Origin of the sequence: Pseudomonas sp. B5(2017), assembly GCF_002112825.1 — a bacterium.
GTDB classification, from domain to species: Bacteria; Pseudomonadota; Gammaproteobacteria; order Pseudomonadales; family Pseudomonadaceae; genus Aquipseudomonas; species Aquipseudomonas putida_Z.
Genome location: NZ_NEIR01000024.1, coordinates 39,725 through 63,978, shown reverse-complemented (window position 1 = coordinate 63,978; position 24,254 = coordinate 39,725). Strand labels below are relative to the sequence as shown.

General features: G+C 63.9%; 24 protein-coding genes. 14 read left to right on the top strand and 10 right to left on the bottom strand.

The annotated features are described in order from the left end of the window. Positions 1 to 415: 415 nt before the first annotated feature. The 3 genes from CAG00_RS26585 to CAG00_RS26575 are packed head-to-tail and all read left to right on the top strand — an operon-like array spanning position 416 to position 3,978. On the top strand, positions 416 to 1,075 hold the full coding sequence (locus CAG00_RS26585; RefSeq protein ID WP_013970746.1) for a paraquat-inducible protein A: 660 nt from the start codon (positions 416 to 418) through the stop codon (positions 1,073 to 1,075). After that, positions 1,062 to 1,685 (top strand): paraquat-inducible protein A, encoded by a 624-nt coding sequence (locus CAG00_RS26580; protein ID WP_015268842.1) that lies wholly within the window; start codon positions 1,062 to 1,064, stop codon positions 1,683 to 1,685. Before CAG00_RS26585 ends, CAG00_RS26580 begins: the two co-directional genes overlap by 14 nt. Beyond that, positions 1,678 to 3,978: a PqiB family protein gene (locus CAG00_RS26575; RefSeq protein ID WP_085665722.1), complete on the top strand. Its 2,301-nt coding sequence runs from the start codon at positions 1,678 to 1,680 to the stop codon at positions 3,976 to 3,978. The genes CAG00_RS26580 and CAG00_RS26575 overlap by 8 nt, the downstream gene beginning before the upstream one ends. A gap of 254 nt (positions 3,979 to 4,232) precedes the next feature. Here CAG00_RS26575 and rpsT read toward each other — a convergent pair whose 3' ends face one another. Then, positions 4,233 to 4,511, bottom strand: a complete 279-nt coding sequence (rpsT, locus tag CAG00_RS26570) for a 30S ribosomal protein S20 (RefSeq protein WP_003247625.1) — start codon at positions 4,509 to 4,511, stop codon at positions 4,233 to 4,235. Positions 4,512 to 4,761: 250 nt separating this feature from the next. Here rpsT and murJ point away from each other — a divergent pair, with 250 nt between their 5' ends. From murJ to ispH, 6 genes are all read left to right on the top strand, one after another. Further along, a complete protein-coding gene (gene murJ, locus CAG00_RS26565; RefSeq protein WP_085665721.1) occupies positions 4,762 to 6,300 on the top strand; it encodes a murein biosynthesis integral membrane protein MurJ in 1,539 nt (512 codons plus the stop codon). Positions 6,301 to 6,418: 118 nt separating this feature from the next. Beyond that, a complete protein-coding gene (gene ribF / locus CAG00_RS26560) occupies positions 6,419 to 7,369 on the top strand; it encodes a bifunctional riboflavin kinase/FAD synthetase (protein WP_025337594.1) in 951 nt (316 codons plus the stop codon). Then, positions 7,366 to 10,197: an isoleucine--tRNA ligase gene (gene ileS, locus CAG00_RS26555; protein ID WP_085665720.1), complete on the top strand. Its 2,832-nt coding sequence runs from the start codon at positions 7,366 to 7,368 to the stop codon at positions 10,195 to 10,197. Before ribF ends, ileS begins: the two co-directional genes overlap by 4 nt. Then, positions 10,190 to 10,705: a signal peptidase II gene (gene lspA, locus CAG00_RS26550; RefSeq protein ID WP_025337596.1), complete on the top strand. Its 516-nt coding sequence runs from the start codon at positions 10,190 to 10,192 to the stop codon at positions 10,703 to 10,705. Before ileS ends, lspA begins: the two co-directional genes overlap by 8 nt. Further along, positions 10,698 to 11,135 carry an FKBP-type peptidyl-prolyl cis-trans isomerase gene (gene fkpB, locus CAG00_RS26545; RefSeq protein ID WP_003258215.1) on the top strand — a complete coding sequence of 146 codons (438 nt, stop codon included), beginning with the start codon at positions 10,698 to 10,700 and terminating at the stop codon, positions 11,133 to 11,135. Before lspA ends, fkpB begins: the two co-directional genes overlap by 8 nt. A gap of 14 nt (positions 11,136 to 11,149) precedes the next feature. After that, entirely contained in the window at positions 11,150 to 12,097 is a 948-nt protein-coding gene (ispH, locus tag CAG00_RS26540) for a 4-hydroxy-3-methylbut-2-enyl diphosphate reductase (protein WP_025337597.1), read from the top strand. 133 nt (positions 12,098 to 12,230) lie between these two features. Here the strand turns inward: ispH and CAG00_RS26535 are convergent, their stop codons facing one another. Beyond that, the gene (locus tag CAG00_RS26535; protein WP_085665719.1) at positions 12,231 to 12,746 is read right to left on the bottom strand and encodes a GspH/FimT family pseudopilin; all 516 of its coding nucleotides are present in this window, start codon (positions 12,744 to 12,746) and stop codon (positions 12,231 to 12,233) included. Between the two features lie 109 nt (positions 12,747 to 12,855). Between CAG00_RS26535 and CAG00_RS26530 the strand changes: the two genes are divergently transcribed. From CAG00_RS26530 to thiO, 5 genes are read left to right on the top strand one after another with little or no spacing between them, the layout of a single operon-like run. Then, the gene (locus tag CAG00_RS26530) at positions 12,856 to 13,038 is read left to right on the top strand and encodes a prepilin-type N-terminal cleavage/methylation domain-containing protein (protein ID WP_075043654.1); all 183 of its coding nucleotides are present in this window, start codon (positions 12,856 to 12,858) and stop codon (positions 13,036 to 13,038) included. After that, positions 13,035 to 13,679 (top strand): PilW family protein, encoded by a 645-nt coding sequence (locus CAG00_RS26525; RefSeq protein ID WP_085665718.1) that lies wholly within the window; start codon positions 13,035 to 13,037, stop codon positions 13,677 to 13,679. Before CAG00_RS26530 ends, CAG00_RS26525 begins: the two co-directional genes overlap by 4 nt. Then, the gene (locus CAG00_RS26520; protein WP_085665717.1) at positions 13,676 to 14,140 is read left to right on the top strand and encodes a hypothetical protein; all 465 of its coding nucleotides are present in this window, start codon (positions 13,676 to 13,678) and stop codon (positions 14,138 to 14,140) included. The genes CAG00_RS26525 and CAG00_RS26520 overlap by 4 nt, the downstream gene beginning before the upstream one ends. A 1-nt stretch (position 14,141) precedes the next feature. Continuing rightward, on the top strand, positions 14,142 to 14,531 hold the full coding sequence (locus CAG00_RS26515) for a type IV pilin protein (protein ID WP_013970758.1): 390 nt from the start codon (positions 14,142 to 14,144) through the stop codon (positions 14,529 to 14,531). 54 nt (positions 14,532 to 14,585) lie between these two features. Then, the gene (thiO, locus tag CAG00_RS26510; protein ID WP_085665716.1) at positions 14,586 to 15,683 is read left to right on the top strand and encodes a glycine oxidase ThiO; all 1,098 of its coding nucleotides are present in this window, start codon (positions 14,586 to 14,588) and stop codon (positions 15,681 to 15,683) included. A 114-nt stretch (positions 15,684 to 15,797) separates the two neighbouring features. Here thiO and CAG00_RS26505 read toward each other — a convergent pair whose 3' ends face one another. From CAG00_RS26505 to CAG00_RS26470, 8 genes are all read right to left on the bottom strand, one after another. Next, positions 15,798 to 17,207, bottom strand: coding sequence for an amidase (locus CAG00_RS26505; RefSeq protein ID WP_085665715.1), 1,410 nt, complete (start codon positions 17,205 to 17,207; stop codon positions 15,798 to 15,800). A gap of 1 nt (position 17,208) precedes the next feature. Beyond that, a complete protein-coding gene (locus tag CAG00_RS26500) occupies positions 17,209 to 18,486 on the bottom strand; it encodes a Zn-dependent hydrolase (protein WP_085665714.1) in 1,278 nt (425 codons plus the stop codon). 175 nt (positions 18,487 to 18,661) lie between these two features. Further along, positions 18,662 to 19,357, bottom strand: a complete 696-nt coding sequence (locus CAG00_RS26495) for an ABC transporter ATP-binding protein (protein WP_047934069.1) — start codon at positions 19,355 to 19,357, stop codon at positions 18,662 to 18,664. Next, positions 19,357 to 20,109 carry an ABC transporter ATP-binding protein gene (locus CAG00_RS26490; protein WP_085665713.1) on the bottom strand — a complete coding sequence of 251 codons (753 nt, stop codon included), beginning with the start codon at positions 20,107 to 20,109 and terminating at the stop codon, positions 19,357 to 19,359. Before CAG00_RS26490 ends, CAG00_RS26495 begins: the two co-directional genes overlap by 1 nt. Further along, a complete protein-coding gene (locus tag CAG00_RS26485) occupies positions 20,109 to 21,128 on the bottom strand; it encodes a branched-chain amino acid ABC transporter permease (RefSeq protein WP_039614951.1) in 1,020 nt (339 codons plus the stop codon). The genes CAG00_RS26490 and CAG00_RS26485 overlap by 1 nt, the downstream gene beginning before the upstream one ends. A 1-nt stretch (position 21,129) precedes the next feature. Continuing rightward, positions 21,130 to 21,990, bottom strand: coding sequence for a branched-chain amino acid ABC transporter permease (locus CAG00_RS26480; RefSeq protein WP_039614952.1), 861 nt, complete (start codon positions 21,988 to 21,990; stop codon positions 21,130 to 21,132). A gap of 65 nt (positions 21,991 to 22,055) precedes the next feature. Then, positions 22,056 to 23,258 carry an ABC transporter substrate-binding protein gene (locus CAG00_RS26475; RefSeq protein ID WP_085665712.1) on the bottom strand — a complete coding sequence of 401 codons (1,203 nt, stop codon included), beginning with the start codon at positions 23,256 to 23,258 and terminating at the stop codon, positions 22,056 to 22,058. A 90-nt stretch (positions 23,259 to 23,348) separates the two neighbouring features. Further along, positions 23,349 to 24,113 (bottom strand): FadR/GntR family transcriptional regulator, encoded by a 765-nt coding sequence (locus CAG00_RS26470; protein WP_047934916.1) that lies wholly within the window; start codon positions 24,111 to 24,113, stop codon positions 23,349 to 23,351. Positions 24,114 to 24,254: the final 141 nt, after the last annotated feature.

Sequence of the window (24,254 nt, the reverse complement as noted above, 5' to 3'; positions counted from 1 at the left end):
ACTCAGCAGTGAAACGATGCATCGCCGATGGTAGTGTGGGGTTTCCCCATGTGAGAGTAGGTCATCGTCAAGATTCATTTCGCAAAACCCCTATCTGCGCATGCAGGTAGGGGTTTTGTCTTTCTGGCCCTAAAACCCCCAAGCCTCACCTAAATCTTCCGACCTTGTGCGAATCCGCCGGCCTTGTGCGATCCCTGTAGGAGCGGCCTTGTGTCGCGATCGGGCGCGCAGCGGCCGCAATCCAGGCGCCGCGGTTTACCTGTGAGACCCGGGATACAGGCTTTACGGCCGCTTCGCGCCCGATCGCGACACAAGGCCGCTCCTACAATGGTCGCGCAGGCCCGCTGTTATGTTGCCTCCCACAATTCGAGCCAGAACACTAGAATAGGCCCACGCACCTATTCAGAAGCGCTATATGCCCAATCCTGTCGAACCTGAAACCTTGGCCCAGTTGCCGCTGGACGAGCTTGTCGCCTGCCATGAATGCGACCTGCTGCTGCGCAAGCCCGTGCTCCAGCATGACGAGAAAGCCCAATGCCCGCGCTGCGGCTACGAGCTCTACGCCCATCGGCACAATGTGGTCAACCGCAGCCTGGCCCTTGTACTCACCGCCTTGCTGCTGTTTGTGCCCGCCAATTTTCTGCCGATCATGCAGTTGCACCTGCTTGGCCAGACATCGGACGATACCGTCTGGAGCGGCGTGCTGGGCCTGTACAACTCGGAAATGCGCGGCGTGGCCGTGGTGGTGTTCTTGTGCAGCATGGCCATCCCTCTGGCAAAACTGCTCTGTCAGCTGGTCGTGCTCCTGAGCATCCGCCTGAACGTGGGGCGTAGTTTCGGCCTGCTGTTCTACCGCATCTATCACCACTTGCGTGACTGGGGCATGCTCGAGGTCTATTTCATGGGCGTGCTGGTGGCCATCGTCAAGCTGGTGGACCTGGCCGAGCTGACCGTAGGCCTGGGGCTGTTCTGCTTCATCAGCCTGTTATTGATCCAGGTGTGGCTCGAAGTGGTGATGTCACCGCACCAGATCTGGAGTGCGCTATCAGGGGAGGACCTGCATGCGGGCGATTGATGCAGGCATTCTTGTCTGCAATGAGTGTCACGAGCTGAACAGGCAACAGCCAGACAGCACTTCACAAACCTGTACACGCTGCGGTGCCATCGTGCATGCCCGTCGACCGAACAGCATCGCGCGCACCTGGGCGCTGCTGATTGCCGCGTCGATCCTGTACATCCCGGCCAACATGCTGCCGATCATGACCGTGAGCACCCTGGGCCAAGGCAGCCCCGACACGATCATGTCCGGCGTCATCACCTTGCTCAAGCATGGCATGGTGCCCATTGCTGCCGTGGTGTTCATTGCCAGTATCCTGGTGCCCACGTTCAAACTGGTGGGCATCGGCTTGCTGTTGTACTCCGTTCAGCGCCGGCAGCCGCTTTCGGCGCGGCAACGGATATTGATGTACCGCTTCATCGAATTCATTGGGCGCTGGTCCATGCTCGATATCTTCGTCATCGCCATCCTGGTGGCGGTGGTGAATTTCGGCCGAATAGCCAGTGTCGAAGCCAACCTGGGCGCTGTCGCCTTTGCAACTGTGGTGATCCTGACAATGCTTGCCGCTTTAACTTTCGATCCCCGACTGATTTGGGATAACACGGAGTCGGATGACGACCATGAGTGACCTGCCAACGGCTAAAACCCGCCCAGCCTCGAACTGGTCGGCCATATGGATCCTGCCTTTGATCGCCTTGATGATCGGTGGCTGGCTTGCGTGGCAGGCTTATCGTGATGCCGGCGTGGAAATTGAGGTTCGCTTCGAGTCGGGCGAGGGTATCGTCGCCAACAAGACCGAGGTGATCTACAAGGGCATGCCGGTTGGCAAGGTCAAAAGCCTGGTGCTCGACGCCAAGGGTGATAACCAGGGGGTGATCGCCACCATCGAGATGAACAAGGCTGCCGAGCCTCACCTGACCAAAGGTACGCGTTTCTGGCTGGTGAAGCCGAGCGTCAGCCTGGCGGGTATTTCCGGTCTTGAAACACTGGTGTCAGGCAACTATATCGCCGTCAGCCCGGGGGAGGGGGAGCGCACCAAGCGTTTTACCGCCTTGAAGGTGGCACCGCCGCTTTCGGACACCGAGCCGGGGCTGCACCTTACCCTCAAGGCCGAGCGGCTGGGGTCGCTCAACCGTGACAGCCCGGTGTTCTACAAGCAGATCCAGGTTGGCCGGGTCAAAAGCTATCGCCTGTCCGAGGACCAGAGCACCGTCGAGATCAAGGTCTTCATCGAGCCGGCCTATGCCAGCCTGGTGCGCAAGCACACGCGTTTCTGGAATGCCAGCGGCGTTAGCATCGATGCCTCGCTCTCGGGCGTGAAAGTGCGTAGCGAATCGCTGTCGAGCATTGTTGCCGGTGGTATCGCCTTTGCCACGCCGGAACACCGCAAGGACAGCCCTCCCACCGACTCGAACCTGCCGTTCCGTCTGTATGAGGACTTCGATGCGGCCCAGGCCGGCATCCGGGTAAAGGTGAAATTGAGCGATTACGAGGGCCTGCAGGCGGGCCGTACACCGGTCATGTACAAGGGCATCCAGGTGGGCTCGCTCAAAGCCCTGACAATGGCAGACAACCTGGCCAGTGCATCGGCCGAGCTTACGCTGGACCCGTTGGCCGAGGATTATCTGGTCGAGGGCACGCAGTTCTGGGTGGTCAAACCATCGATTTCCCTGGCGGGTATCACCGGCCTGGAAGCGCTGGTCAAGGGTAACTACATCGCCATTCGCCCTGGTGAGAAGGGTGCGCGGCCAGAGCGTGAGTTCGAAGCCCGCGCCAAGGCACCGCCGCTCGACCTCAAGGCACCAGGCCTGCACATGGTGCTGTTCGCCGACACCCTGGGTTCGCTGGAAGTCGGTAGCCCGGTCATGTACCGCCAGGTGAAGGTGGGTAGCGTGCAAAGCTACCAGTTCGCCCGCAACAGCAATCGCATCCTGATCGGTGTGCATATCGAGAAGGAATACGAAAAGCTGGTCAACGGTTCGTCGCGCTTCTGGAATGTCAGTGGCATCACCCTGACGGGGGGCCTGTCGGGCATCAAGATCAAGAGTGAATCACTGCAGACCCTGATGGCTGGTGGTATCGCGTTCGATACGCCACGGCCTGATGTGCCGCTCAAACGCCACATTCCACGCTTCCGCCTGCATGACAGCCAGGATGCGGTCAACCGCGCAGGAACGTTGATCACCATTCGTGTGGACCGTGCCGACGGCCTCAAGCCTGGCACGGCGATACGCTTCCGCGGCCTGGATGTGGGTAGCGTCGAGAGCGTCGACCTGACCGATGACTTGCAGGCGGTGTTGCTGCGGGCGCGCATTACCGAAGCAGCGGACCGTATCGCCCGCGTCGGTACGCAGTTCTGGGTGGTCAAGCCGGCCTTTGGCCTGGTGCGCACGCAGAACCTCGACACCCTGGTGGGCGGGCAGTACCTGGAAGTGCAGCCGGCTGCCAAGGACCGTGGCCCACAGCGCGATTTCATCGCCTTGGCCGACGCCCCGCAGGTGGCAGGGCCTGAAGTCGGCCTGCCGTTGACGCTGAGCGCTCCGCGCCGTGGCTCGATCAAGCCGGGTGTGCCGGTGACCTACCGTGAGGTTGCGGTGGGCAAGGTGACGGGCTTCGAATTGGGCCAGAGCGCTGACCGCGTGTTGATCCATATCTTGATCGAACCGCGCTATGCGGCCCTGGTGCGCAGCGGTAGCCGCTTCTGGAACAGCAGCGGCTTCGGTTTCGACTGGGGTCTGGTCAAGGGGGTTACGGTGCGTACCGAGTCGGTGGAGACCATGATCGACGGCGGTATCGCCTTTGCCACGCCGGATGGCGAGCAGATGGGCAACCCGGCACGGCCGCAGCAGACGTTCGCCTTGTTCGACAAGGCCGAGGATGAATGGCTGCAGTGGGCGCCGAAGATTCAGATAGCGAAGTAGCACACTGGGCAAACACGGCCCTGCTTTTTGTAGGAGCGGCCTTGTGTCGCGATCGGGCTGCGCAGCAGCCCCTCGGTTTCAGCGTCGATGCTGATATTGCTGGGGCTGCTGCGCAGCCCGATCGCGACACAAGGCCGCTCCTACAAAAGCGGATCGGCGATGTTGCATAGGTCGCAGCAGCGAGGCGGCGATGTGCACAAATCGCAGGCAACAAAAAACCGACCCTAGGGTCGGTTTTTCGACTAGCGCGTCGCTTAGGCAGCTGCAGCTTCTTTCAGCGCCTTGATGTGGCCATTCAGACGGCCTTTGTGACGAGCAGCCTTGTTCTTGTGGATGATGCCCTTGTCGGCCATACGGTCGATTACAGGCACAGCCAGAACGTAAGCGGCTTGCGCTTTTTCGGCGTCTTTTGCGTCGATGGCCTTGACTACATTCTTGATGTAGGTGCGGACCATGGAACGCAGGCTGGCGTTGTGGCTGCGACGCTTCTCAGCCTGTTTTGCACGTTTCTTGGCGGAAGGTGTGTTGGCCACCGTCGAGCTCCTCGAAAGACTTTAGGTAAATAGCAAACAAAATAGGCCGCGAATCATGCCGATCAGTCGAACGGATGTCAAGGCCACCTGCAAGGTTCCGCCGAGCGGTGCGCCAACAAGAGGGAAATATTCCTTTCTGCTGCGCGACCTGTAAACTCGGGAATTTTTGGCTCCCCTGCGAAGGCGCGGGAGTATCGCACATTCGGACGCTGTCTGGCAGCGTCCTCTGCCCTTGGCGTGAATCTTTTCGATGAACCTGCTCAAATCCCTGGCTGCGGTAAGCTCGATCACCATGATTTCGCGGGTGCTGGGCTTTGTCCGCGACACCATCCTGGCGCGTGTTTTCGGTGCCGGCATCGCCACCGATGCCTTCTTCATCGCCTTCAAGCTGCCCAACCTGCTGCGGCGCATCTTCGCCGAGGGTGCGTTTTCCCAGGCCTTCGTGCCGATCCTGGCCGAATACAAGACCCAGCAAGGCGAGGAGGCGACCCGCACCTTCGTTGCCTATGTCAGTGGCCTGCTGACTCTGGTTCTGGCGTTGGTGACCGCCATTGGCATCCTGGCGGCACCGTGGGTGGTGTGGGCGACCGCACCAGGCTTTGTCGACAGTGCCGAAAAATACGAGCTGACCACCGCCCTTTTGCGGGTGACTTTTCCTTATATATTGCTGATCTCGCTGTCGTCCCTGGCCGGGGCGATCCTCAATACCTGGAACCGTTTCTCGGTACCGGCCTTTACCCCGACCCTGCTGAACGTGGCGATGATCGCCTTCGCCGTGCTGCTCACGCCGTATTTCGAGCCGCCGATCATGGCTCTGGCCTGGGGCGTTCTGGCGGGCGGCCTGGCGCAGTTGCTGTACCAGCTGCCAGCGCTGAAGAAGATCGGCATGCTCGTGCTGCCACGCCTGAACCTGCGTGATGCCGGCGTGTGGCGGGTGCTCAAGCAGATGCTGCCGGCGATCCTCGGGGTGTCGGTGAGCCAGATCTCGCTGATCATCAACACCATCTTCGCCTCCTTCCTGGTGGCCGGTTCGGTGTCGTGGATGTACTACGCCGACCGCCTCATGGAGCTGCCTTCCGGCGTGCTGGGGGTGGCCCTGGGCACCATACTGCTGCCCACGCTGGCCAAGACCTACGCCAACAAGGACCGCGAGGAATACTCGCGGATCCTCGACTGGGGCCTGCGCCTGTGCTTCCTGCTGGTGCTGCCATGCACCCTGGCCCTGGCCATCCTCGCCGAGCCGCTGACCGTGGCGCTGTTCCAGTACGGCAAGTTCACTGCCGTCGACGCAGCCATGACCCAGAAGGCGCTGATCGCCTATTCCGTGGGCTTGCTGGCGATCATTCTGGTCAAGGTACTGGCACCGGGCTTCTATGCGCAGCAGAATATCCGTACACCGGTGAAGATCGCGGTATTCACCCTGGTCTGCACCCAACTGTTCAACCTGGCCCTGATCGGCCCGCTCGCGCATGCCGGCCTGGCCCTGGCGATCAGCCTGGGGGCCTGCCTGAACGCCGGCCTGCTGTTCTGGAAGCTGCGCAGCCAGCAGCTGTTCCAGCCGCAGCCAGGCTGGGCGATGTTCCTGCTCAAGCTGGTGCTGGCAGTGGGGCTGATGTCGGCGGTGTTGCTGGCCGGCATGCATTACCTGCCGGCCTGGGAGCAGGGCAACATGCTCGAGCGCCTGGTGCGCCTGGGGGCTCTGGTACTGGCGGGCATCGTGACCTATTTCGGCTGCCTGTACCTGTGCGGCTTCCGGCCTCGGCATTTCGCCCGCAAGGCCTTGCACTAAGGCATCGGGCGGGTCAGGCGTCGGTTTTTCGCATTCCACGCCGCCCTTGGGCGCTGCTGCCTGTCACCAGCGCCCGGGTGTGGTTATAATCGGCCACTTTATGAGCAAGAAGCGCGTTATGCAGCTGGTTCGAGGTCTTCACAACCTGCGCCCCGAGCACCGGGGCTGTGTCGCCACCATAGGCAACTTCGACGGGGTTCACCGCGGCCACCAGGCGATCCTGGCGCGCCTGCGCGAGCGTGGCCAGGCCTTGGGCCTGCCGACCTGCGTGGTGATCTTCGAACCGCAACCACGCGAGTACTTCGCCCCCGACACCGCGCCGGCCCGCCTGGCCCGCCTGCGCGACAAGATCGAGCTGCTGGCGGCCGAGGGTATCGACCGGGTGCTGTGCCTGGCATTCAACCAGCGCCTGAGCAAGCTCAGTGCCGATGCCTTCGTCAAGGCGATCCTGGTCGACGGCCTGGGTGTACGCCATCTCGAAGTGGGCGATGACTTCCGCTTCGGCTGCGACCGCGCCGGCGACTTCGCCTTCCTGGTCGAGGCCGGCAAGCAGTACGGCTTCACCGTCGAGGCTGCCAACACGGTGATCCAGGACGGCCTGCGGGTCAGCAGCACCGAAGTGCGCAAGGCCCTGTCCGAAGGCAACTTCGAGCTGGCCGAGCACCTGTTGGGCCGCCCGTACCGCATCAGCGGCCGCGTGTTGCATGGCCAGAAGCTGGCCCGCCAGCTCGGCACACCTACCGCCAACATCCAGCTCAAGCGCCGCCGCGTGCCGCTGTCCGGGGTCTACCTCGCCAGCATCGAAATCGACGGCAAGGCCTGGCCGGGTGTCGGCAATATCGGCGTGCGCCCCACCGTTGCCGGTGACGGGCGCCCGCACCTGGAGATTCATCTGCTGGACTATGCCGGCGACCTTTACGGCCGGCGCCTGACGGTGGAGTTCCACCACAAGCTGCGTGAAGAGCAGCGATTCGCCTCCCTGGAGGCGCTGAAGTCGGCGATCGATGCGGATATCGCCGCCGCACGTGCACATTGGCACGCTCAACCGTTAACGAAGAGCCTGAAATGACCGACTACAAAGCCACGCTTAACCTTCCGGACACCGCCTTCCCCATGAAGGCCGGCCTGCCTCAGCGCGAACCGCAGATCCTGCAGCGCTGGGACAGCATTGGCCTGTACCAGAAGCTGCGCGAAATTGGCAAGGATCGTCCCAAGTTCGTCCTGCACGACGGCCCGCCCTATGCCAACGGCAAGATTCACATCGGTCATGCGCTGAACAAGATCCTCAAGGACATGATCGTCCGTTCCAAGACGCTGTCCGGCTTCGATGCGCCGTATGTGCCGGGCTGGGACTGCCATGGCCTGCCGATCGAGCACAAGGTCGAGGTCACCCACGGCAAGCACCTGTCCGCCGACCGCACCCGCGAGCTGTGCCGCGAGTACGCCGCCGAGCAGATCGAAGGGCAGAAGACCGAGTTCATCCGCCTGGGCGTGCTGGGTGACTGGGACAACCCGTACAAGACCATGAACTTTGCCAACGAGGCCGGCGAAATCCGCGCCCTGGCCGAAATGGTCAAGCAAGGCTTCGTGTTCAAGGGCCTGAAGCCGGTGAACTGGTGCTTCGATTGCGGTTCGGCCCTGGCCGAGGCCGAAGTCGAGTACGCCGACAAGAAATCGCAGACCATCGACGTTGCCTTCCCGGTTGCCGACGAGGCCAAGCTGGCTGCTGCCTTCGGCCTGGCTTCGCTGGCCAAACCGGCCGCCATTGTGATCTGGACCACCACCCCGTGGACCATCCCGGCCAACCAGGCGCTGAACATCCACCCGGAGTTCAAGTACGCCCTGGTCGACACCGGCGAGCGTCTGCTGGTACTGGCCGAAGAGCTGGTGGAGTCGTGCCTCAAACGCTACAGCCTGGAAGGCTCGGTCATCGCTACCGCCCAGGGTTCGGCGCTGGAACTGATCAACTTCCGCCACCCGTTCTACGACCGCCTGTCGCCAGTCTACCTGGCCGACTACGTCGAATTGGGCGCCGGTACCGGCGTGGTGCACTCCTCGCCAGCCTACGGTGAAGACGACTTCGTCACCTGCAAGCGCTACGGCATGGTCAACGACGACATCCTCACCCCGGTGCAGAGCAACGGCGTGTACGTCGACTCGCTGCCATTCTTCGGCGGCCAGTTCATCTGGAAGGCCAACCCGGCCATCGTCGAGAAGCTGAGCGAAGTCGGTGCGCTGATGCACACCGAAACCATCAGCCACAGCTACATGCACTGCTGGCGCCACAAGACCCCGCTGATCTACCGCGCCACTGCGCAGTGGTTCGTGGGTATGGACAAGCAGCCGACCACCGGCGAGCCGCTGCGCGAGCGTGCACTGAAAGCCATCGAGGACACCAAGTTCGTGCCGGCCTGGGGCCAGGCGCGCCTGCATTCGATGATCGCCAACCGCCCGGACTGGTGCATCTCGCGTCAGCGCAACTGGGGCGTACCGATCCCGTTCTTCCTGCACAAGCAGACCGGCGAGCTGCACCCACGCACCGTCGAGCTGATGGAAGCGGTGGCCAAGCGCGTCGAACAGGAAGGCATCGAGGCCTGGTTCAAGCTGGACGCCGCCGAACTGCTGGGCGCTGAAGCCGAGCAGTACGACAAGATCACCGACACCCTCGACGTGTGGTTCGACTCGGGTACCACCCACTGGCACGTGCTGCGTGGCTCGCATGACATCGGCCACGCCACCGGCCCGCGTGCCGACCTGTACCTGGAAGGTTCCGACCAGCACCGCGGCTGGTTCCACTCGTCGTTGCTGACCGGTTGCGCCATTGACGGCCACGCGCCGTACCGCGAGCTGCTGACCCACGGCTTCACCGTGGACGAGAACGGCCGCAAGATGTCCAAGTCGCTGGGCAACACCATCGAGCCGGAGAAGGTCAACAACACCCTGGGTGCCGATATCCTGCGCCTGTGGGTTGCCGCTACCGACTATTCCGGTGAAATGGCCGTTTCCGAGCAGATCCTGCAACGCAGCGCCGACGCCTACCGCCGTATCCGCAACACTGCACGCTTCCTGCTCTCCAACCTGTCCGGCTTCGACCCGGCCCGCGACCTGCTGGCCCCGGAAGACATGCTGGCGCTGGACCGCTGGGCCGTAGACCGCACCCTGCTGCTGCAACGCGAGCTGGAAGAGCACTACAGCGAGTACCGTTTCTGGAACGTCTACTCCAAGGTGCACAACTTCTGCGTGCAGGAGCTGGGCGGCTTCTACCTCGACATCATCAAGGACCGCCAGTACACCACCGGCGCCAACAGTGTCGCCCGCCGTTCCTGCCAGACCGCGCTGTACCACATCAGCGAGGCGCTGGTGCGCTGGATCGCGCCTATCCTGGCGTTCACCGCCGACGAAATCTGGCAGTACCTGCCAGGCGAGCGCAACGAGTCGGTAATGCTCAACGGCTGGTACCAGGGCCTGAGCGAACTGCCGGAAGGCACCGAACTGGACCGCGCTTACTGGGACCGCGTGATGGCCGTCAAGGCATCGGTCAACAAGGAGCTGGAAAACCAGCGTACCGCCAAGGTCATCGGCGGCAACCTGCAGGCTGAAGTCACCCTGTACGCCGACGAAGGCCTGAGCGCCGACCTGGGCAAGCTGGGCGACGAACTGCGCTTCGTGCTGATCACCTCGGCTGCCAGCGTGGTGCCGTTCGTGCAGGCGCCAGCCGAAGCCGTGGCCACCGAAGTCGAAGGCCTCAAGCTGCAAGTGGTCAAGTCCGGCCACGCCAAGTGCGGCCGTTGCTGGCACTTCCGCGCTGACGTCGGCCGCCACCCGGAGCACCCGGAAATCTGCGGCCGTTGCGTCGACAACCTGAGCGGTTCCGGCGAGGTGCGCCACTATGCCTAACCCTGCAGCGGGGCGCTTCGGGCGCCTTGCATGGCTTTGGCTGAGCCTGGTGGTACTGGTCCTTGACCAGGCCACCAAGCTGTATTTCAACAATGCCCTGACCATGTACCAGCAGGTTGTCGTCATCCCTGACTACTTCAGCTGGACCCTGGCCTACAACACCGGCGCGGCGTTCAGCTTCCTGGCGGAAAGCTCCGGCTGGCAGCGCTGGCTGTTCGCCCTGATCGCCGTGGTGGTCAGTGCCGTGCTGGTGGTGTGGCTCAAGCGCCTGGGGCGCAACGAGACCTGGCTGGCCGTGGCGCTGGCGCTGGTGCTGGGTGGCGCGATCGGCAACCTGTACGACCGCGTCGTGCTCGGCCATGTGGTCGACTTCATCCTGGTGCACTGGCAGAACCGCCATTACTTCCCGGCCTTCAACCTGGCCGACAGCGCCATTACCGTTGGTGCGGTGATGCTGGCGCTGGATATGTTCAAGAGCAAGAAGTCCGAGGATCCGGTCCATGACTGACACCCGTATCGGCCAGAACACCGAAGTCACCCTGCACTTCGCGCTGCACCTGGAAAACGGCGACACCGTCGACAGCACGTTCGACAAGGCCCCGGCCACCTTCAAGGTTGGCGATGGCAACCTGCTGCCAGGTTTCGAGAACGCCCTGTTCGGCTTCAAGGGCGGTGACAAGCGTACCGTCGTGGTGGCCCCGGAGAACGCCTTCGGCCAGCCCAACCCGCAGAACGTGCAAGTCATGCCGCGGTCCCAGTTCGAGGGCATGGAGTTGTCCGAAGGGCTGTTGATCATCTTCAACGACGCCGCCAACACCGAGCTGCCAGGTGTGGTCAAAGCGTTCGATGACGACCAGGTGACCATCGACTTCAATCACCCATTGGCTGGCAAGACCCTGACCTTCGAGGTGGAGATCCTCGAGGTGAAGGCCCTGTAAGCCTGGAGCCGAGCATGCAAATCAAACTCGCCAACCCTCGCGGCTTCTGCGCGGGGGTCGACCGGGCGATCGAGATCGTCAACCGCGCGCTGGAAGTCTTCGGCCCGCCGATCTATGTGCGTCACGAAGTGGTGCACAACAAGTTCGTGGTGGAAGACCTGCGTAACCGCGGCGCCATCTTCGTCGAAGAGCTGGACCAGGTACCGGACGATGTCATCGTTATCTTCAGTGCCCACGGTGTTTCCCAGGCCGTGCGCCAGGAAGCCGCTGGCCGTGGCCTGAAAGTGTTCGATGCCACCTGCCCGCTGGTGACCAAGGTGCACATCGAAGTGGCCAAGTACAGCCGCGACGGCCGTGAGTGCATCCTCATCGGCCACGAAGGGCACCCGGAAGTCGAAGGCACCATGGGCCAGTACGACGCCAGCAACGGTGGCGCCATCTACCTCGTCGAAGACGAGGAGGATGTTGCCAACCTGCAGGTGAAGGACCCGGACCACCTGGCGTTCGTCACCCAGACCACGCTGTCGATGGACGACACCAGCCGCGTCATCGACGCCCTGCGTGCGCGCTTCCCGAACATTGGCGGCCCGCGCAAGGACGACATCTGCTACGCCACCCAGAACCGCCAGGACGCGGTCAAGCAACTGGCGGACGAGTGCGACGTGGTACTGGTAGTCGGCAGCCCGAACAGCTCCAACTCCAACCGCCTGCGCGAGCTGGCCGAGCGCATGGGCACCCCGGCCTACCTGATCGACGGAGCCGAGGACCTGCAGCGTGGCTGGTTCGAGCAGACGGCGCGGGTCGGCATCACCGCCGGTGCTTCGGCCCCCGAAGTGCTGGTGCGTGGTGTGATCGAGCAGCTCAAGGCCTGGGGCGCCAGCGGTGCTGAAGAGCTGGATGGGCGGGAAGAGAACATCACCTTCTCAATGCCCAAGGAATTGCGGGTTCGGTCGCTGATCTGACCGCAGTTTGCGCGATCCCCATGTAGGAGCGGCCTTGTGTCGCGAACGGGCTGCAAAGCAGCCCCAGGATTTCAGCGTTAGCGCTGATATTTCCGGGGCCGCTTTGCGGCCCGTTCGCGACACAAGGCCGCTCCTACATTGACCGCGCTGATCTGCTAGTGGTGTCTTTGCATCGGGATTTTTTTGGCTCTCCCATATCTACCCTGACCCTGCCAGTCGATGCCATCACCACTTGATACTGGCTAGTTGCGGTCAAGCGCTCGCAAATCTCCATCGTTGAACCTAACCAATTACTGGTTGCCCCAAGCGGAACCCCTTGCGCACTGAATTTCAGCTGCTCACCGCGATTGCTCGTGATCTTCAGTGGCCGCGAAAGACGCTGCTCACGCAGCACCTGCTGGTTATGCTCCAGCATCACCCGCCAACCATTCCCCCAATTACCGTCCAACGCCTGCACCAGCACCGGCTGGCTTTGCAACATGGCATGGCTGCGCGCACTGCGCAGCGCCTGCGCCAGGTCTCGCGCAGCTGCCGCCCTGTGTAGGTCGTCGCTCAATCTGGCGTAGGCCGGCATGCCGAGCTGTGTCAGCAATACGGCCACCGCCAGGGCCGACAACATTTGTATCAGTGTTACACCTCGTTGCTTCACCGTGCATTCCTCCCTGGAAGTGCTTGGCTGTAGCTTCACGGTCGTTGGACCGGCGGTCCAGTCGCCCGGGTTCAATGCAATTGCAGGAAAAGTCGCAGGAGGTGCAGGGATGCACGCAAGACAACGGGGCATGACGCTTCTGGAAGTGTTGTTGGCGGTGGGTGTGGTGGCCGTGGGTATGTTCGCAGCGGCAGGCCTGCAACTGCAGGCATTGCAGGCTGCGGAGGATGCGCGTCGCGATGGGAAGGCGGCAATGGCGGCGCACAGCGAGCATGAAAGGGGGCGGCCATGAGCCGCGTCCAGCGTGGTTTCGGCTTGCTTGAGCTGATGCTGGCGCTGACCATCGGGTTGCTGCTGTTGGCGGCGGCCAGCCAGCTATTCACCTCGGCCCACCATACCTGGCGGCTGCAAAGCACGGCAGTACGCATGCAGGATGAAGCTCGCCTGGCATTGCTGCGAATGGCCCAGGATATCCGAATGACCGGGATGTTCGGCTGCTTGCGACTGCAGCCAAAGCACTTCGGCAGTTCGAGCGCAGAGCACGCATTCGCCCGGCCGATGGAAGTCGAAGCATCCACCCTTAGCCTGGTCGTGGCGGAGTTACCTGGGCAAGCCGGTGGGCCGCAGTGGTTCCTGCACACGGACTGTACTAGCAAAGTGTCTGTGGACGATGAGTTGAAGGAGGGCTACCCACAGGTTCACCCCATCAGCAGATATGTCTACCAACTCGAGGGCAATACGCTGAGATTCAAACGCAACAACAGCAATTTCCAGCCGCTGGTTGAAAATGTGCGGTCAATGCGTTTGCAGCGTGTGCAAATGGCACAGGGTGAGGGGGTGGATATTGCCCTGACGCTTTACGAACCCACGCTCGAACTTGAACAGCACCATGAACTGAGCGTCGCAATCCGCAACCCGGTGCCGGCCTCATGAGTCGTCAGCGTGGCATCGTCCTGTTGTTGGCCTTGGTCCTGAGCATGCTGCTGGGGCTGCTTGCGGCGTCGGCCCTGCGAGATGCGCTGGCGCAAACGCAGATGACCGGCTATCTGAGCGAAGGCCTGCTGGCGCTGGAGCAGGCCGAGGCCACGCTGCTGGCTGGGGCAGGCGAGCTCGAGCGGGCTCCCCCCGACCCTTGCGAGGCGTGCCCGCCACCCGCTCGACCGCATGACCTGAGCGGGCAGTGGCAGCGCACGCCAACCGGCTATTTCCATTTGCAGAATCTGGGTACCAGCGAATACGCCGCGCATATGCCGGAAGGGCAGCAGGTCACCCTGTACCGCATCACCGCCGTCAGCCTGCAAACCCAGTCACGGCATGTGCTGGAAGCGGTCTATGCCATGGGCGAGGACACGACCCGGCGCATTGCCTGGCGGCAGAGATTGCGAGGAGACTGACATGCAGCAAGGCTTGAGCCTGATCGAGTTGTTGATTGTGCTGGCCGTGACCGGCATTCTGGCAGCCATTGCCTACCCCAGTTACAGCGACCAGCTACGGCGAGCCGCGCGCAGCGAAGTGGTTGGCCTGCTGCATGATGCCGCCCTGCGCCTGGAGCGCCACCGCGTACGCACTGGCCAATACGCCGAGGGCGACCCGGCCTTGCCCGACGGTACCCGCTATTACAGCCTGCAGGCCCAGCGCGACAGCGACACCTTCACGCTGCGCGCCCGGCGGCTGCCGAGTGGGCTGATGGCGCAGGACCGCTGTGGCGATTTCCAGCTCGACCAGGCCGGCGTGCAGCGCAATCCGGGTGCCGTCGAAGACAGCGTGCACTGCTGGGGAAGCTGAAGGTTGAATGATGCCCGGTGCATCGCGGATTTACTTCAGGTGTTGGATCGACAGATGAGCAAGCAAGTAGTGGTGGTCGGTGGCGGGGTGATCGGCCTGCTGACGGCATTCAACCTGGCGGCGAAGGTCGGGCAGGTGGTGGTGTGTGATCAGGGTGAGGTCGGCCGTGAGTCGTCCTGGGCCGGCGGTGGCATCGTCTCGCCGCTGTACCCGTGGCGCTACAGCCCGGCCGTGACCGCCTTGGCACACTGGTCGCAAGACTTTTATCCACAGCTGGGCGAGCGTTTGTTCGCCAGCACCGGCGTCGACCCCGAAGTGCACACCACCGGCCTGTACTGGCTTGACCTGGACGACGAGGCCGAAGCGCTGGCCTGGGCCGAGCGTGAGCAGCGGCCGCTGAGTGCCGTGGATATTTCGGCGGCCTATGACGCGGTGCCGGTGTTGGGCCCAGGCTTCAAGCGTGCCATCTACATGGCCGGCGTGGCCAACGTGCGCAACCCGCGCCTGGTGAAGTCGCTCAAGGCGGCGTTGCTGGCGTTGCCCAACGTGACCTTGCGTGAGCACTGCCAGATTACCGGTTTTGTCCAGCAAGGCGGTCGCGTGACCGGTGTGCAGACGGCAGACGGCGTGCTGGCGGCGGATGAGGTGGTGCTCAGTGCCGGCGCCTGGAGTGGCGACCTGCTGCGTACGCTCGGCCTGGAGTTGCCGGTGGAGCCGGTGAAGGGCCAGATGATTCTGTTCAAATGTGCCGAAGACTTCCTGCCGAGCATGGTGTTGGCCAAGGGGCGCTATGCGATCCCTCGGCGTGATGGGCATATTCTGGTGGGTAGCACGCTGGAGCATGCCGGGTACGACAAGACCCCGACCGAGGAGGCGTTGGAGAGCCTGAAGGCCTCGGCGGTGGAGTTGCTGCCTGAGCTAGAGGGGGCCACGGTGGTGGCGCACTGGGCCGGGCTGCGGCCGGGGTCGCCGGAAGGTATTCCGTATATCGGGCCGGTGCCGGGGCATGCGGGGTTGTGGTTGAACTGCGGGCATTACCGCAACGGGCTGGTGCTGGCGCCGGCTTCGTGCCAGCTGTTTACCGACCTGTTGACCGGGGCAGAGCCGATCATTGACCCGGCGCCGTATGCGCCAGCCGGGCGGTTGAGCTGAGGGCCTCTTCGCGGGTAAACCCGCTCCCACAGGTACATCACAGGTTTCGAAAACCGTGCGATCCCTGTGGGAGCGGGTTTACCCGCGAAAGGGCCGGAGAGGCCAGTAGACATTTCAGCCGGTAATCGGTGCCTGCAAGTGCCGGCTAGGGTAATGCTGCTCATACACCTTGCACACCCGCAGCACCTGCTCATCGGCAAAGCGCCCGGCCACCACCTGCAGCCCCACCGGCAACCCCTCGCGGGTGAACCCGCACGGCACCGAAGCCGCCGGCTGCTGGGTCAGGTTGAAGGGATAGCTGAACGGCGTCCATTCCATCCACTGCGTCATCCCCGACCCCGGCGGCACATTGTGCCCGGCCTCGAATGCCACCAGCGGTAGCATCGGCGATACCAGCACGTCATGGCGCTGGTGGAAGGCATTCATCTTCGCGATCAACTCTGCCCGTGCCTCCAGGGCCTGGGTGTATTCGGCCAGACTGATTCGCGCTCCCTGTTCGGCGATCCAGCGCAGCCCTGGGTCAAGCAGCGCTCGCTGTTCATCGCTGAACGCACTCGCCAACCGCGCCGCCCCGGCAAACCACAGGGTATTGAACGTCTCCAGCGGGTCACCGAACCCTGGGTCGACTTCCTCAACCTGTGCGCCCAGCCGTGCCAGGCGCTGCACGGCCTGGGCCACCAGTGCCTGGACCTGCGGGTCGACCTGCACGTAACCGAAGTTGGCACTGTAGGCGATGCGCAGGCCGCTCAGGTCCTGTTCCTGGCCCAGCCACGGCGCCTGCCTGGGTGCGCCGGCCAACCCGTCACGGGCATCGGGGCGGGCGACGCAGTCGAGCATCAGTACCGAATCGTCGACGGTGCGCGTCATCGGCCCCAGGTGCGACAGCACGGTCATGGCACTGGCCGGCCATTGCGGTACGTAGCCGAAGGTCGGCTTGATGCCGAAGGTGCCGGTAAAGGCGCAAGGGATGCGAATAGAGCCGCCGGCATCGCTGCCCTGGTGCAGCACGCCCAGGTTCAGCGCGGCTGCCGCCGCGGCGCCACCGGACGAGCCGCCGGCGGTCAGCCGGGTATCCCAGGGGTTGCGGGTGATGCCGTACAGCGGGTTGTCGGTCACCCCCTTCCAACCGAACTCCGGCGTGGTGGTCTTGCCCACCAACACAGCGCTGGCTTCGCGCATGAAGGCCGTGAAGGGCGCATCGACTTCCCACGGGCCTGCGCCCGAGGTAGTGCGCGAGCCCTTGCGTGTGGGCATGCCCCGGGTCAGGGTCAGGTCCTTGATCGAGGCGGGTACGCCATCCAGCCGGCCGCAGGGCTCGCCACGCTGCCAGCGCTGTTCGCTGGCGCGGGCGGCGGCGCGGGCACCTTCGCCGTCGACATGGCAATAGGCGTTGACCGCCGGGTTGTGCAGGTCGATGCGCGCCAGCACATCGTCGATCACCTCGACCGGTGACAGTTGGCGGCGCTGGTACAACTCGAGCAGTTCGAGGGCGGTGAACTCGCCAATCGCGGTTTTCTGGGTCATCTCAACGGGCTCCCGGGTTGGCGGCCTGGAACATGGCGCGCAGCAGCACGTCGCAGCCATCGGCCAGGTCCTGTGGCGCGGCATTTTCGATTTCGTTGTGGCTGATGCCGCCCTCGCAAGGCACGAAGATCATCCCGGCCGGGCCCAGCTCGGCGAGGAAGATCGCGTCGTGGCCGGCGCCGCTGACGATATCCATGTGGCTCAGGCCCAGCTCCCGCGCGCCTTGGCGCACGGCGTCCACGCACTGCTCGGCGAAGTACAGCGGCGGGAAGTCGGCGGTTGGCGTCAGCTCGAAACTCAACCCGTGTCTTGCCGTGCTGGTTTCAATGGCCGCGCGTACTTCGCTGACCATGGCGGCGAGGTGCTCGGGGTCGAGGTGGCGCAGGTCGATGGTCATCTGCACCTGGCCGGGGATGACATTGCGCGAGCCCGGGTGCAGGTTCAGGCAGCCGACGGTGCCGCAGGCATGCGGCTGGTGGGCGTGGGCCACGCGGTTGACCGCAGCCACCACCTCGGCTGCACCGACCAGGGCATCCTTGCGCAGGTGCATCGGGGTCGGGCCGGCATGGGCCTCGACGCCGGTCAGTATCAGGTCGAACCATTTCTGCCCCAGGCAGCCCTGGACCACGCCAATGGTGGTGCGCTGGTCTTCCAGCACCGGGCCTTGTTCGATATGGGCTTCGAAGTAGGCGCCGACGGCATGCCCGGTGGGCACGCGCGGGCCGGCGTAACCGATGCGCTGGAGTTCCGCGCCTACCGACAGGCCCTGATCGTCGACCTTGGCCAGGGTCTCCTGCAGGCCGAACTTACCGGCGAACACCCCCGAGCCCATCATGCACGGCGGGAAGCGCGAGCCTTCCTCGTTGGTCCATACCACCACTTCCAGCGGGGCCTCGGTGGTCAGGTCCAGGTCGTTCAGGGTGCGCAGCACCTCGAGGCCGGCCATGACCCCGTAGCAGCCGTCGAACTTACCGCCGGTGGGTTGGGTGTCGATGTGGCTGCCGGTCATCACTGGTGGCAGGGCCGGGTTGCGCCCCGGGCGGCGGGCGAAGATGTTGCCGATGGCGTCGATGCTGACCGTGCAGCCAGCGTCTTCGCACCAGCGCACGAACAGGTCGCGGGCCTGGCGGTCGAGGTCGGTCAGGGCCAGGCGGCATACGCCACCCTTGGCGGTGGCGCCGAGCCGGGCCAGGTCCATCAGCGATTGCCAGAGGCGATCGCGGTTGACCAGCGGGCCTTGGTCGAGCAGGTGCTGCGAGGGATCGATGCGGGTGTTCATGGTTCATCTCTCCTGAAATGACTGGGTTGCTTGTACTGGCCTCTTCGCGGGTGAACCCGCTCCCACAGGGACATCACTGCCTTCAGGTCTGCGGGCCCCTACCACCAGGACGACGCGTTCACTGTGGGAGCGGGTTTACCCGCGAAGAGGCCAGTACAGGTAAACGAGGCCTGTATCAGGCGCTAAGGGCCAGGTAACGGTTCTTGATGCTCGGGTCCTCGCGGAACTGCGCCGCACTGCCCTGGTAGGCGACGCGGCCCTGTTCCAGCACGTAGTGGCGGTCAGCGAGGGCGTCGCAGACCATCAGGTTCTGTTCCACCAGCAGGATCGACAGGCCTTCGTCCTTGATCCGCCGCAGAATCCTCACCAGTTCGTCGACGATCACCGGGGCCAGGCCTTCGGTGGGCTCGTCGAGGATCAGCAGCTTGGGGCCGTTGAGCAGGGCGCGGGCGATGGCCAGCATCTGCTGCTCGCCGCCGGACAGGGCGAAACCGCCGTTGCGGCGCCGTTCCTTCAGCCGCGGGAACATGCTGTACACGTCTTCCAGCTGCCAGCGGCTGTCCTTGCGAACGGCAATCCTCAGGTTCTCCTCCACGCTGAGCTGGCGAAAGATGCCGCGGTGCTCCGGCACCAGGGCAATGCCGAGCCGGGCGATATCGAAGATTTCGCGGCCGACCAGCTGCTGGCCGTTGAAGCTGATCTGCCCTTGCCGTGGGCGGACGATGCCGAGGATGCTGCGCAGGGTGGTGGTCTTGCCGGCGCCGTTGCGCCCCAGCAGGGTCACCAGTTCGCCAGCCTCGACCTTGAGCGAGACGCCTTCGAGCACATGGCTCTTGTCGTAGTAGGAGTGGATCGAATCGACATTGAGCATCAGGCGGCCTCTCCAAGGTAGGCGGTGCGGACACGCTCGTCGTTGCGCACCTGTTCAGGGGTACCCTCGACCAGGATCTGGCCGTGGCTCATCACCGTGATGCGCTGGCTGATCGACATGACGATGCTCATGTTGTGCTCGATCAGCAGCACGGTGTGGTCGCGGCCGAGGTCGCTGATCAAGTCGGTCATCACCGGGATGTCGTCGATGCCCATGCCCGAAGTGGGTTCGTCGAGCATCAGCAGGGTGGGTTTGGCGCAGATCGACATGCCCACCTCCAGCACCCGTTGCTGGCCGTGCGACAGCTCGCCGGCCAGGGTCTCGGCGCGGGCGGCAAGCTTCAGGCGCTCCAGCACCTGGTCGGCGGTGTCCCAGTGGCTGCGCTTGTGCTCGACGCTGCGCCAGAAGTTCAGCGCACCCAGGCCATCGCGGCCCTGGGCGGCCAGGCGCAGGTTCTCGCGCACCGACAGGTTCTGGAACAGGCTGGTGAGCTGGAACGAACGGGCCATGCCCAGCGCCACGCGCCCGTGGGACGGCTTGTGGATGATGTCCTGGCCGTTGAACAGGATCTTGCCCGCGGTGGCCTGGCGCTCGCCGGTCAGGCAGTGGAACAGGCTGGTCTTGCCGGCGCCGTTGGGGCCGATGATGGTGTGGATGGAGCCGGCGCGAACCTTGAGGTCGACACCCGCAACCGCCTTGAACGGCCCGTAGGCCAGCTCCAGCTGGCGGGTTTCCAGGAGGTAGTCGCTCATCACAGAGTCTCCTTGGTCTTGGCCTGGGGTTTGTCATTGGCATTGCGGTTAGCCAGCAGGCGCTTGCCCAGTTCTGCCAGGCCGCCCCACAAGCCGCCACGCATGAACACCACCACCAGGATCAGGATCACCCCCAGCAGCATCAGCCAGCGCGGCCACAGCTCCGACAGCACGTCGCCCAGCAGCACGATGGCGCCGGCCCCCAGCAGCGAGCCGAACAGCGAGCCGGTGCCACCGACGATGGTCATGATCAGGATGTTCTCGCTCATCATCAGGTCGATGTTCGACAGCGGCGCAAAGTGCAGCAGCATGGCGTACAGCGCCCCGGCGATACCGGTGATGGCGCCCGACAGCATGAACACCAGGATCTTGAAGTGGCGGGTGTCGTAGCCGATGGCTGCGGCGCGGGTCTCGTTTTCGCGGATGGCCAGCAGGGTGCTGCCGAATGGCGAACGGATCACCCGCAGGGCGCCGGCAAAGATCAGCAGGAACAGCACCGCGACGAACACATAGAAGTGCCGTGGGTCGGCCAGGTCGACCAGCACATGGCCGGCGATTTCGATGTTGGGCCGGGGCACATCGAGCAGGCCGTTGTCACCGCCGGTCCAGCCGCTGAGGGTGTAGGCCAGGAAGTATGCCATCTGGCTGAAGGCCAGGGTCAGCATGACGAAGTAGATACCCGTGCGGCGGATCGCCAAGGCGCCTACCAGCAGCGCCAGGAAGGCACCGAACACGGCTGCGCCAAGCAGCGCGGCGAACATGCCCCACTGCAGGTGGATCATCAGCAGCGCCGCGCCATAGGCGCCTACGCCAAAGAAGATGCCCTGGCCGAACGACAGCAGGCCGGTGTAGCCGAGCAGCAGGTTGCAGGCCAGCGCCGCCAGGGCAAAGATCAGGATCTCGGTGGCCAGGGTGGCCGATGGCAGCAGCAGCGGCAGCGCCACCAGGCTGGCGACCACCAGCAACAGCAGGGCCGGGGCGCGGCCCTTGGCGACTGGCAATGGGTTTTTCTCGCTCATCTCAGGCTCTCCCGAACAGGCCATAGGGACGGACCAGGATCACTGCGGCCATGGCACCGTAGATCATCAGGCTGGCGCCTTGCGGCCAGAGGCTGGTCATCATGCTTTGCACCACACCCACCAGCAGGCCGCCGACCAGGGCGCCGCCGAACGAGCCCATGCCGCCGATCACCACCACCACGAAGGCGATGCCAAGGATTTCCGGGCCGACGAAGGGCTGGGCGCCACGCAGCGGTGCGAACAGCACGCCCGCCACGCCGGCCAGGCCCACCCCCAGGGCGAAGGTCAGGGAGAACAGGCGGAAGATGTTGGTGCCCAGCAGCGACACGGTTTCGGTGCTTTCGCTGCCGGCCCGCACCAGGGCGCCGAAGCGGGTGCGCTCCAGCAGCAGCCACAGGCCAAGGCCGATCAGCGCGGCGAAACCGATCAGGAACAGCCGGTAGTAGGGGTAGATGAAGTCACCGACGATCAGCACCCCGCGCAGCTCCGGCGGCACGGCGATGTTCTTGCCCACCGGGCCCCAGATCAGTACCGAGGCTTCCTGGATGATCAGCGCAATACCGAGGGTGACGAGGATCTGGAAGGTGTGCGGCAGGTGGTAGATGCGTTTGATCAGAAGACGCTCGACCGCCCAGGCCAGCGCCGCCACCACCAGCGGTGCGATCAGCAGGGCCAGCCAGAAGTTGCCAGTAATGGCCACGGCGGTGTAGCACAGGTAGGCGCCCAGCAAGAAGAACGCGCCGTGGGCGAAGTTGACGAAGTTGAGCAGGCCGAAAATGATCGTCAGGCCCACGGCGATGAGAAAGTAGATCATCCCCAGGCCCAGGCCGTTGAGCAGTTGGAACAGGTACAAATCGAGCATGAGCGTGCCCTCGACAGCGCGCGATGCGGCTGCCTGTACGAGTGTTTGTGACTGACGCCGCGGCTTCAGGCCAGGGCGCAACCGGTGTGGTCGACTTCGACGAACGAGCGGCCCGAGCTGATGACTTCGGCCAGGTCGTCCTCGTCGCGCATCTGCCCCTGGGGCTTGCCGCGCAGCAGGTAGTAATCCTTGAGCACCTGGTGGTCGCCCGGGCGGATCAGTTCTTCGCCGGTCGGGCCCTGGAAGCGCATGCCCTGCAATGCCGCGGACACGGCGGCGCCATCCAGGCTGCCGGCCTTGATGATGGCTTCGAGCATGACCTTGGTGCCGATGTAGTCGGCCGCCAGCGGGTAGTTGGGGTTGATGCCATAGGCCTTGCGGGTGGCAGCGACCAGCTGCTTGTTCAGTGGGGTATCGACCTGGTGCCAGTACTGCGCGCCCAGGTACACGCCTTCGAGCACGTCGCTGCCCAGCTCCTGGAACTGGTCGAGCCCGGCGGACCACACAATCAGCACTTTCATGCGCTCCTTGATGCCGAAGTTCACTGCCTGGCGCAGGGCGTTGGACGCCTGGCTGCCGAAGTTGAGCAGCACCAGCACGTCGGGCTTGGCGGCGATGGCGTTGGTCAGGTAGCCGGAAAACTCCTGCTCCTGCAGCGAGTGGTAGCTGTTGCCGATGTGTTCCACACCGAGCTCGGCGAACACCTTGCGGGCGTTGTCCAGCAGGGCATCGCCGAACACGTATTGCGGCGTGATGGTGTACCAGCGCTTGGCCTGTGGCAGCTGGCGGATCATCGGCACCAGCGTTTCGCGGATGGCGCCGTAGGTGGGCACCGACCAGCGGAAGGTCGAGGCATTGCAGTCCTTGCCGGTGATTTCGTCAGCGCCGACCGGGGTCATGAACACGCCGCCGGCCTTGTGGATTTCCTTCGACACCGCCAGTGCCGAGGACGACAGGGTGCAGCCCTGGAAGAAGCGAGCGCCATCCTGGCCGATGGCTTCCTGCACCTTGCGCACCGCCTTGCCGGCGTTGCCTTCGGTGTCGATGACCTTGTACTTGAGCGGGTGGCCGAGCAGTTGCGGGTATTCGGCGATGGCCAGGCGTGAACCCATGTCGGCGTACTTGCCGTAGCTGGCGAAGGCGCCAGACATGGACTTGAGCCCATAGAAGGTCAATGGTTGCTCGGCGAATGCCCGGTGCGCCCCCAAGGGGAGGCTACCTAAGGCACCCAGGGCAAGGCCTGCCTTGAGCAGGGTACGTCTTTGCATGAGTAACTCCTTGGTTGTGGTTATTAGGCAGGAGTGGCAATGACAAAGCGGGTACGGCCGGGCCTGTGTGCAGGCCTCTTTCCAGGCGGATCAGTGGTGGTGTTCGAACTCCAGCAGGAAGTTGCGGGCAACCTCGCCTTCCAGCGCGGTCATGTGGTGTTCGGCGTCGCACATGTGTTCGTGCATTAGCCGGCGTACGGCAGGCTCGTCGCTGGCGCGCAGGGCGGTCAGCAATTGCTTGTGGTAGGCGATGTTGGCAGCGGCGAACTGCTGGCGCTTGGGCAGGTAGGCCTTTTTCAGCACCACCAGGTCGCGCAGCAGGTCGTTGAGGAACACCGCCATGAAACGCAGCAACGGGTTGGGGCAGCGGTCGGCCAGCAGGGTGTGGAATTCCAGCTCCGCCAGGCGCTGTTCGCGCTGGCCTTCCTCGCTGTCTTCCGGTGCGCTGCAGAAATCGATGTTGGCCTGCAGCGCGGCGTAGTCGGCTTCGCTCAGCTTGCCCATTACCGATACCGCCAGCTCCACCTCGATGACCTTGCGCAACTGGTACACCTGTTCGCCGTCCAGGTGCTGGAAGTGCAGGTAGTTGCGCAGCGCGCGGCTGGCAGGTTCGGTGCCCACTTCATTGAGGTAGGCGCCGCCGCTCGGGCCTGTGCGGGTGCTGACCAGGCCCTCGACCTCCAGGGCCTTGAGCGCTTCGCGGGCGGTTCCCTTGGAGCACTCGAAATGCTCCATCAACTCACGCTCGGTGGGCAGGCGGTCGCCGGGGTGCAGCGCTTCGGTGACGATCGAGCGCTTGACCGATTCGACGATCACATCGGACAGCTTCTGGCGCTTGCGTTTGGGTTTGAGCATTTCGCTATTTTTCATATTTATGCGGATAAATAGGATTTAGCGAGTTTTGCCGGGGTGGGTCAATGCTGGTGGCGGGGGAGGGGTCGCAAATGGTGCGAAAGGGTCGGGGAGGGATAAGTGATGTTGGGATTCACCGCACAA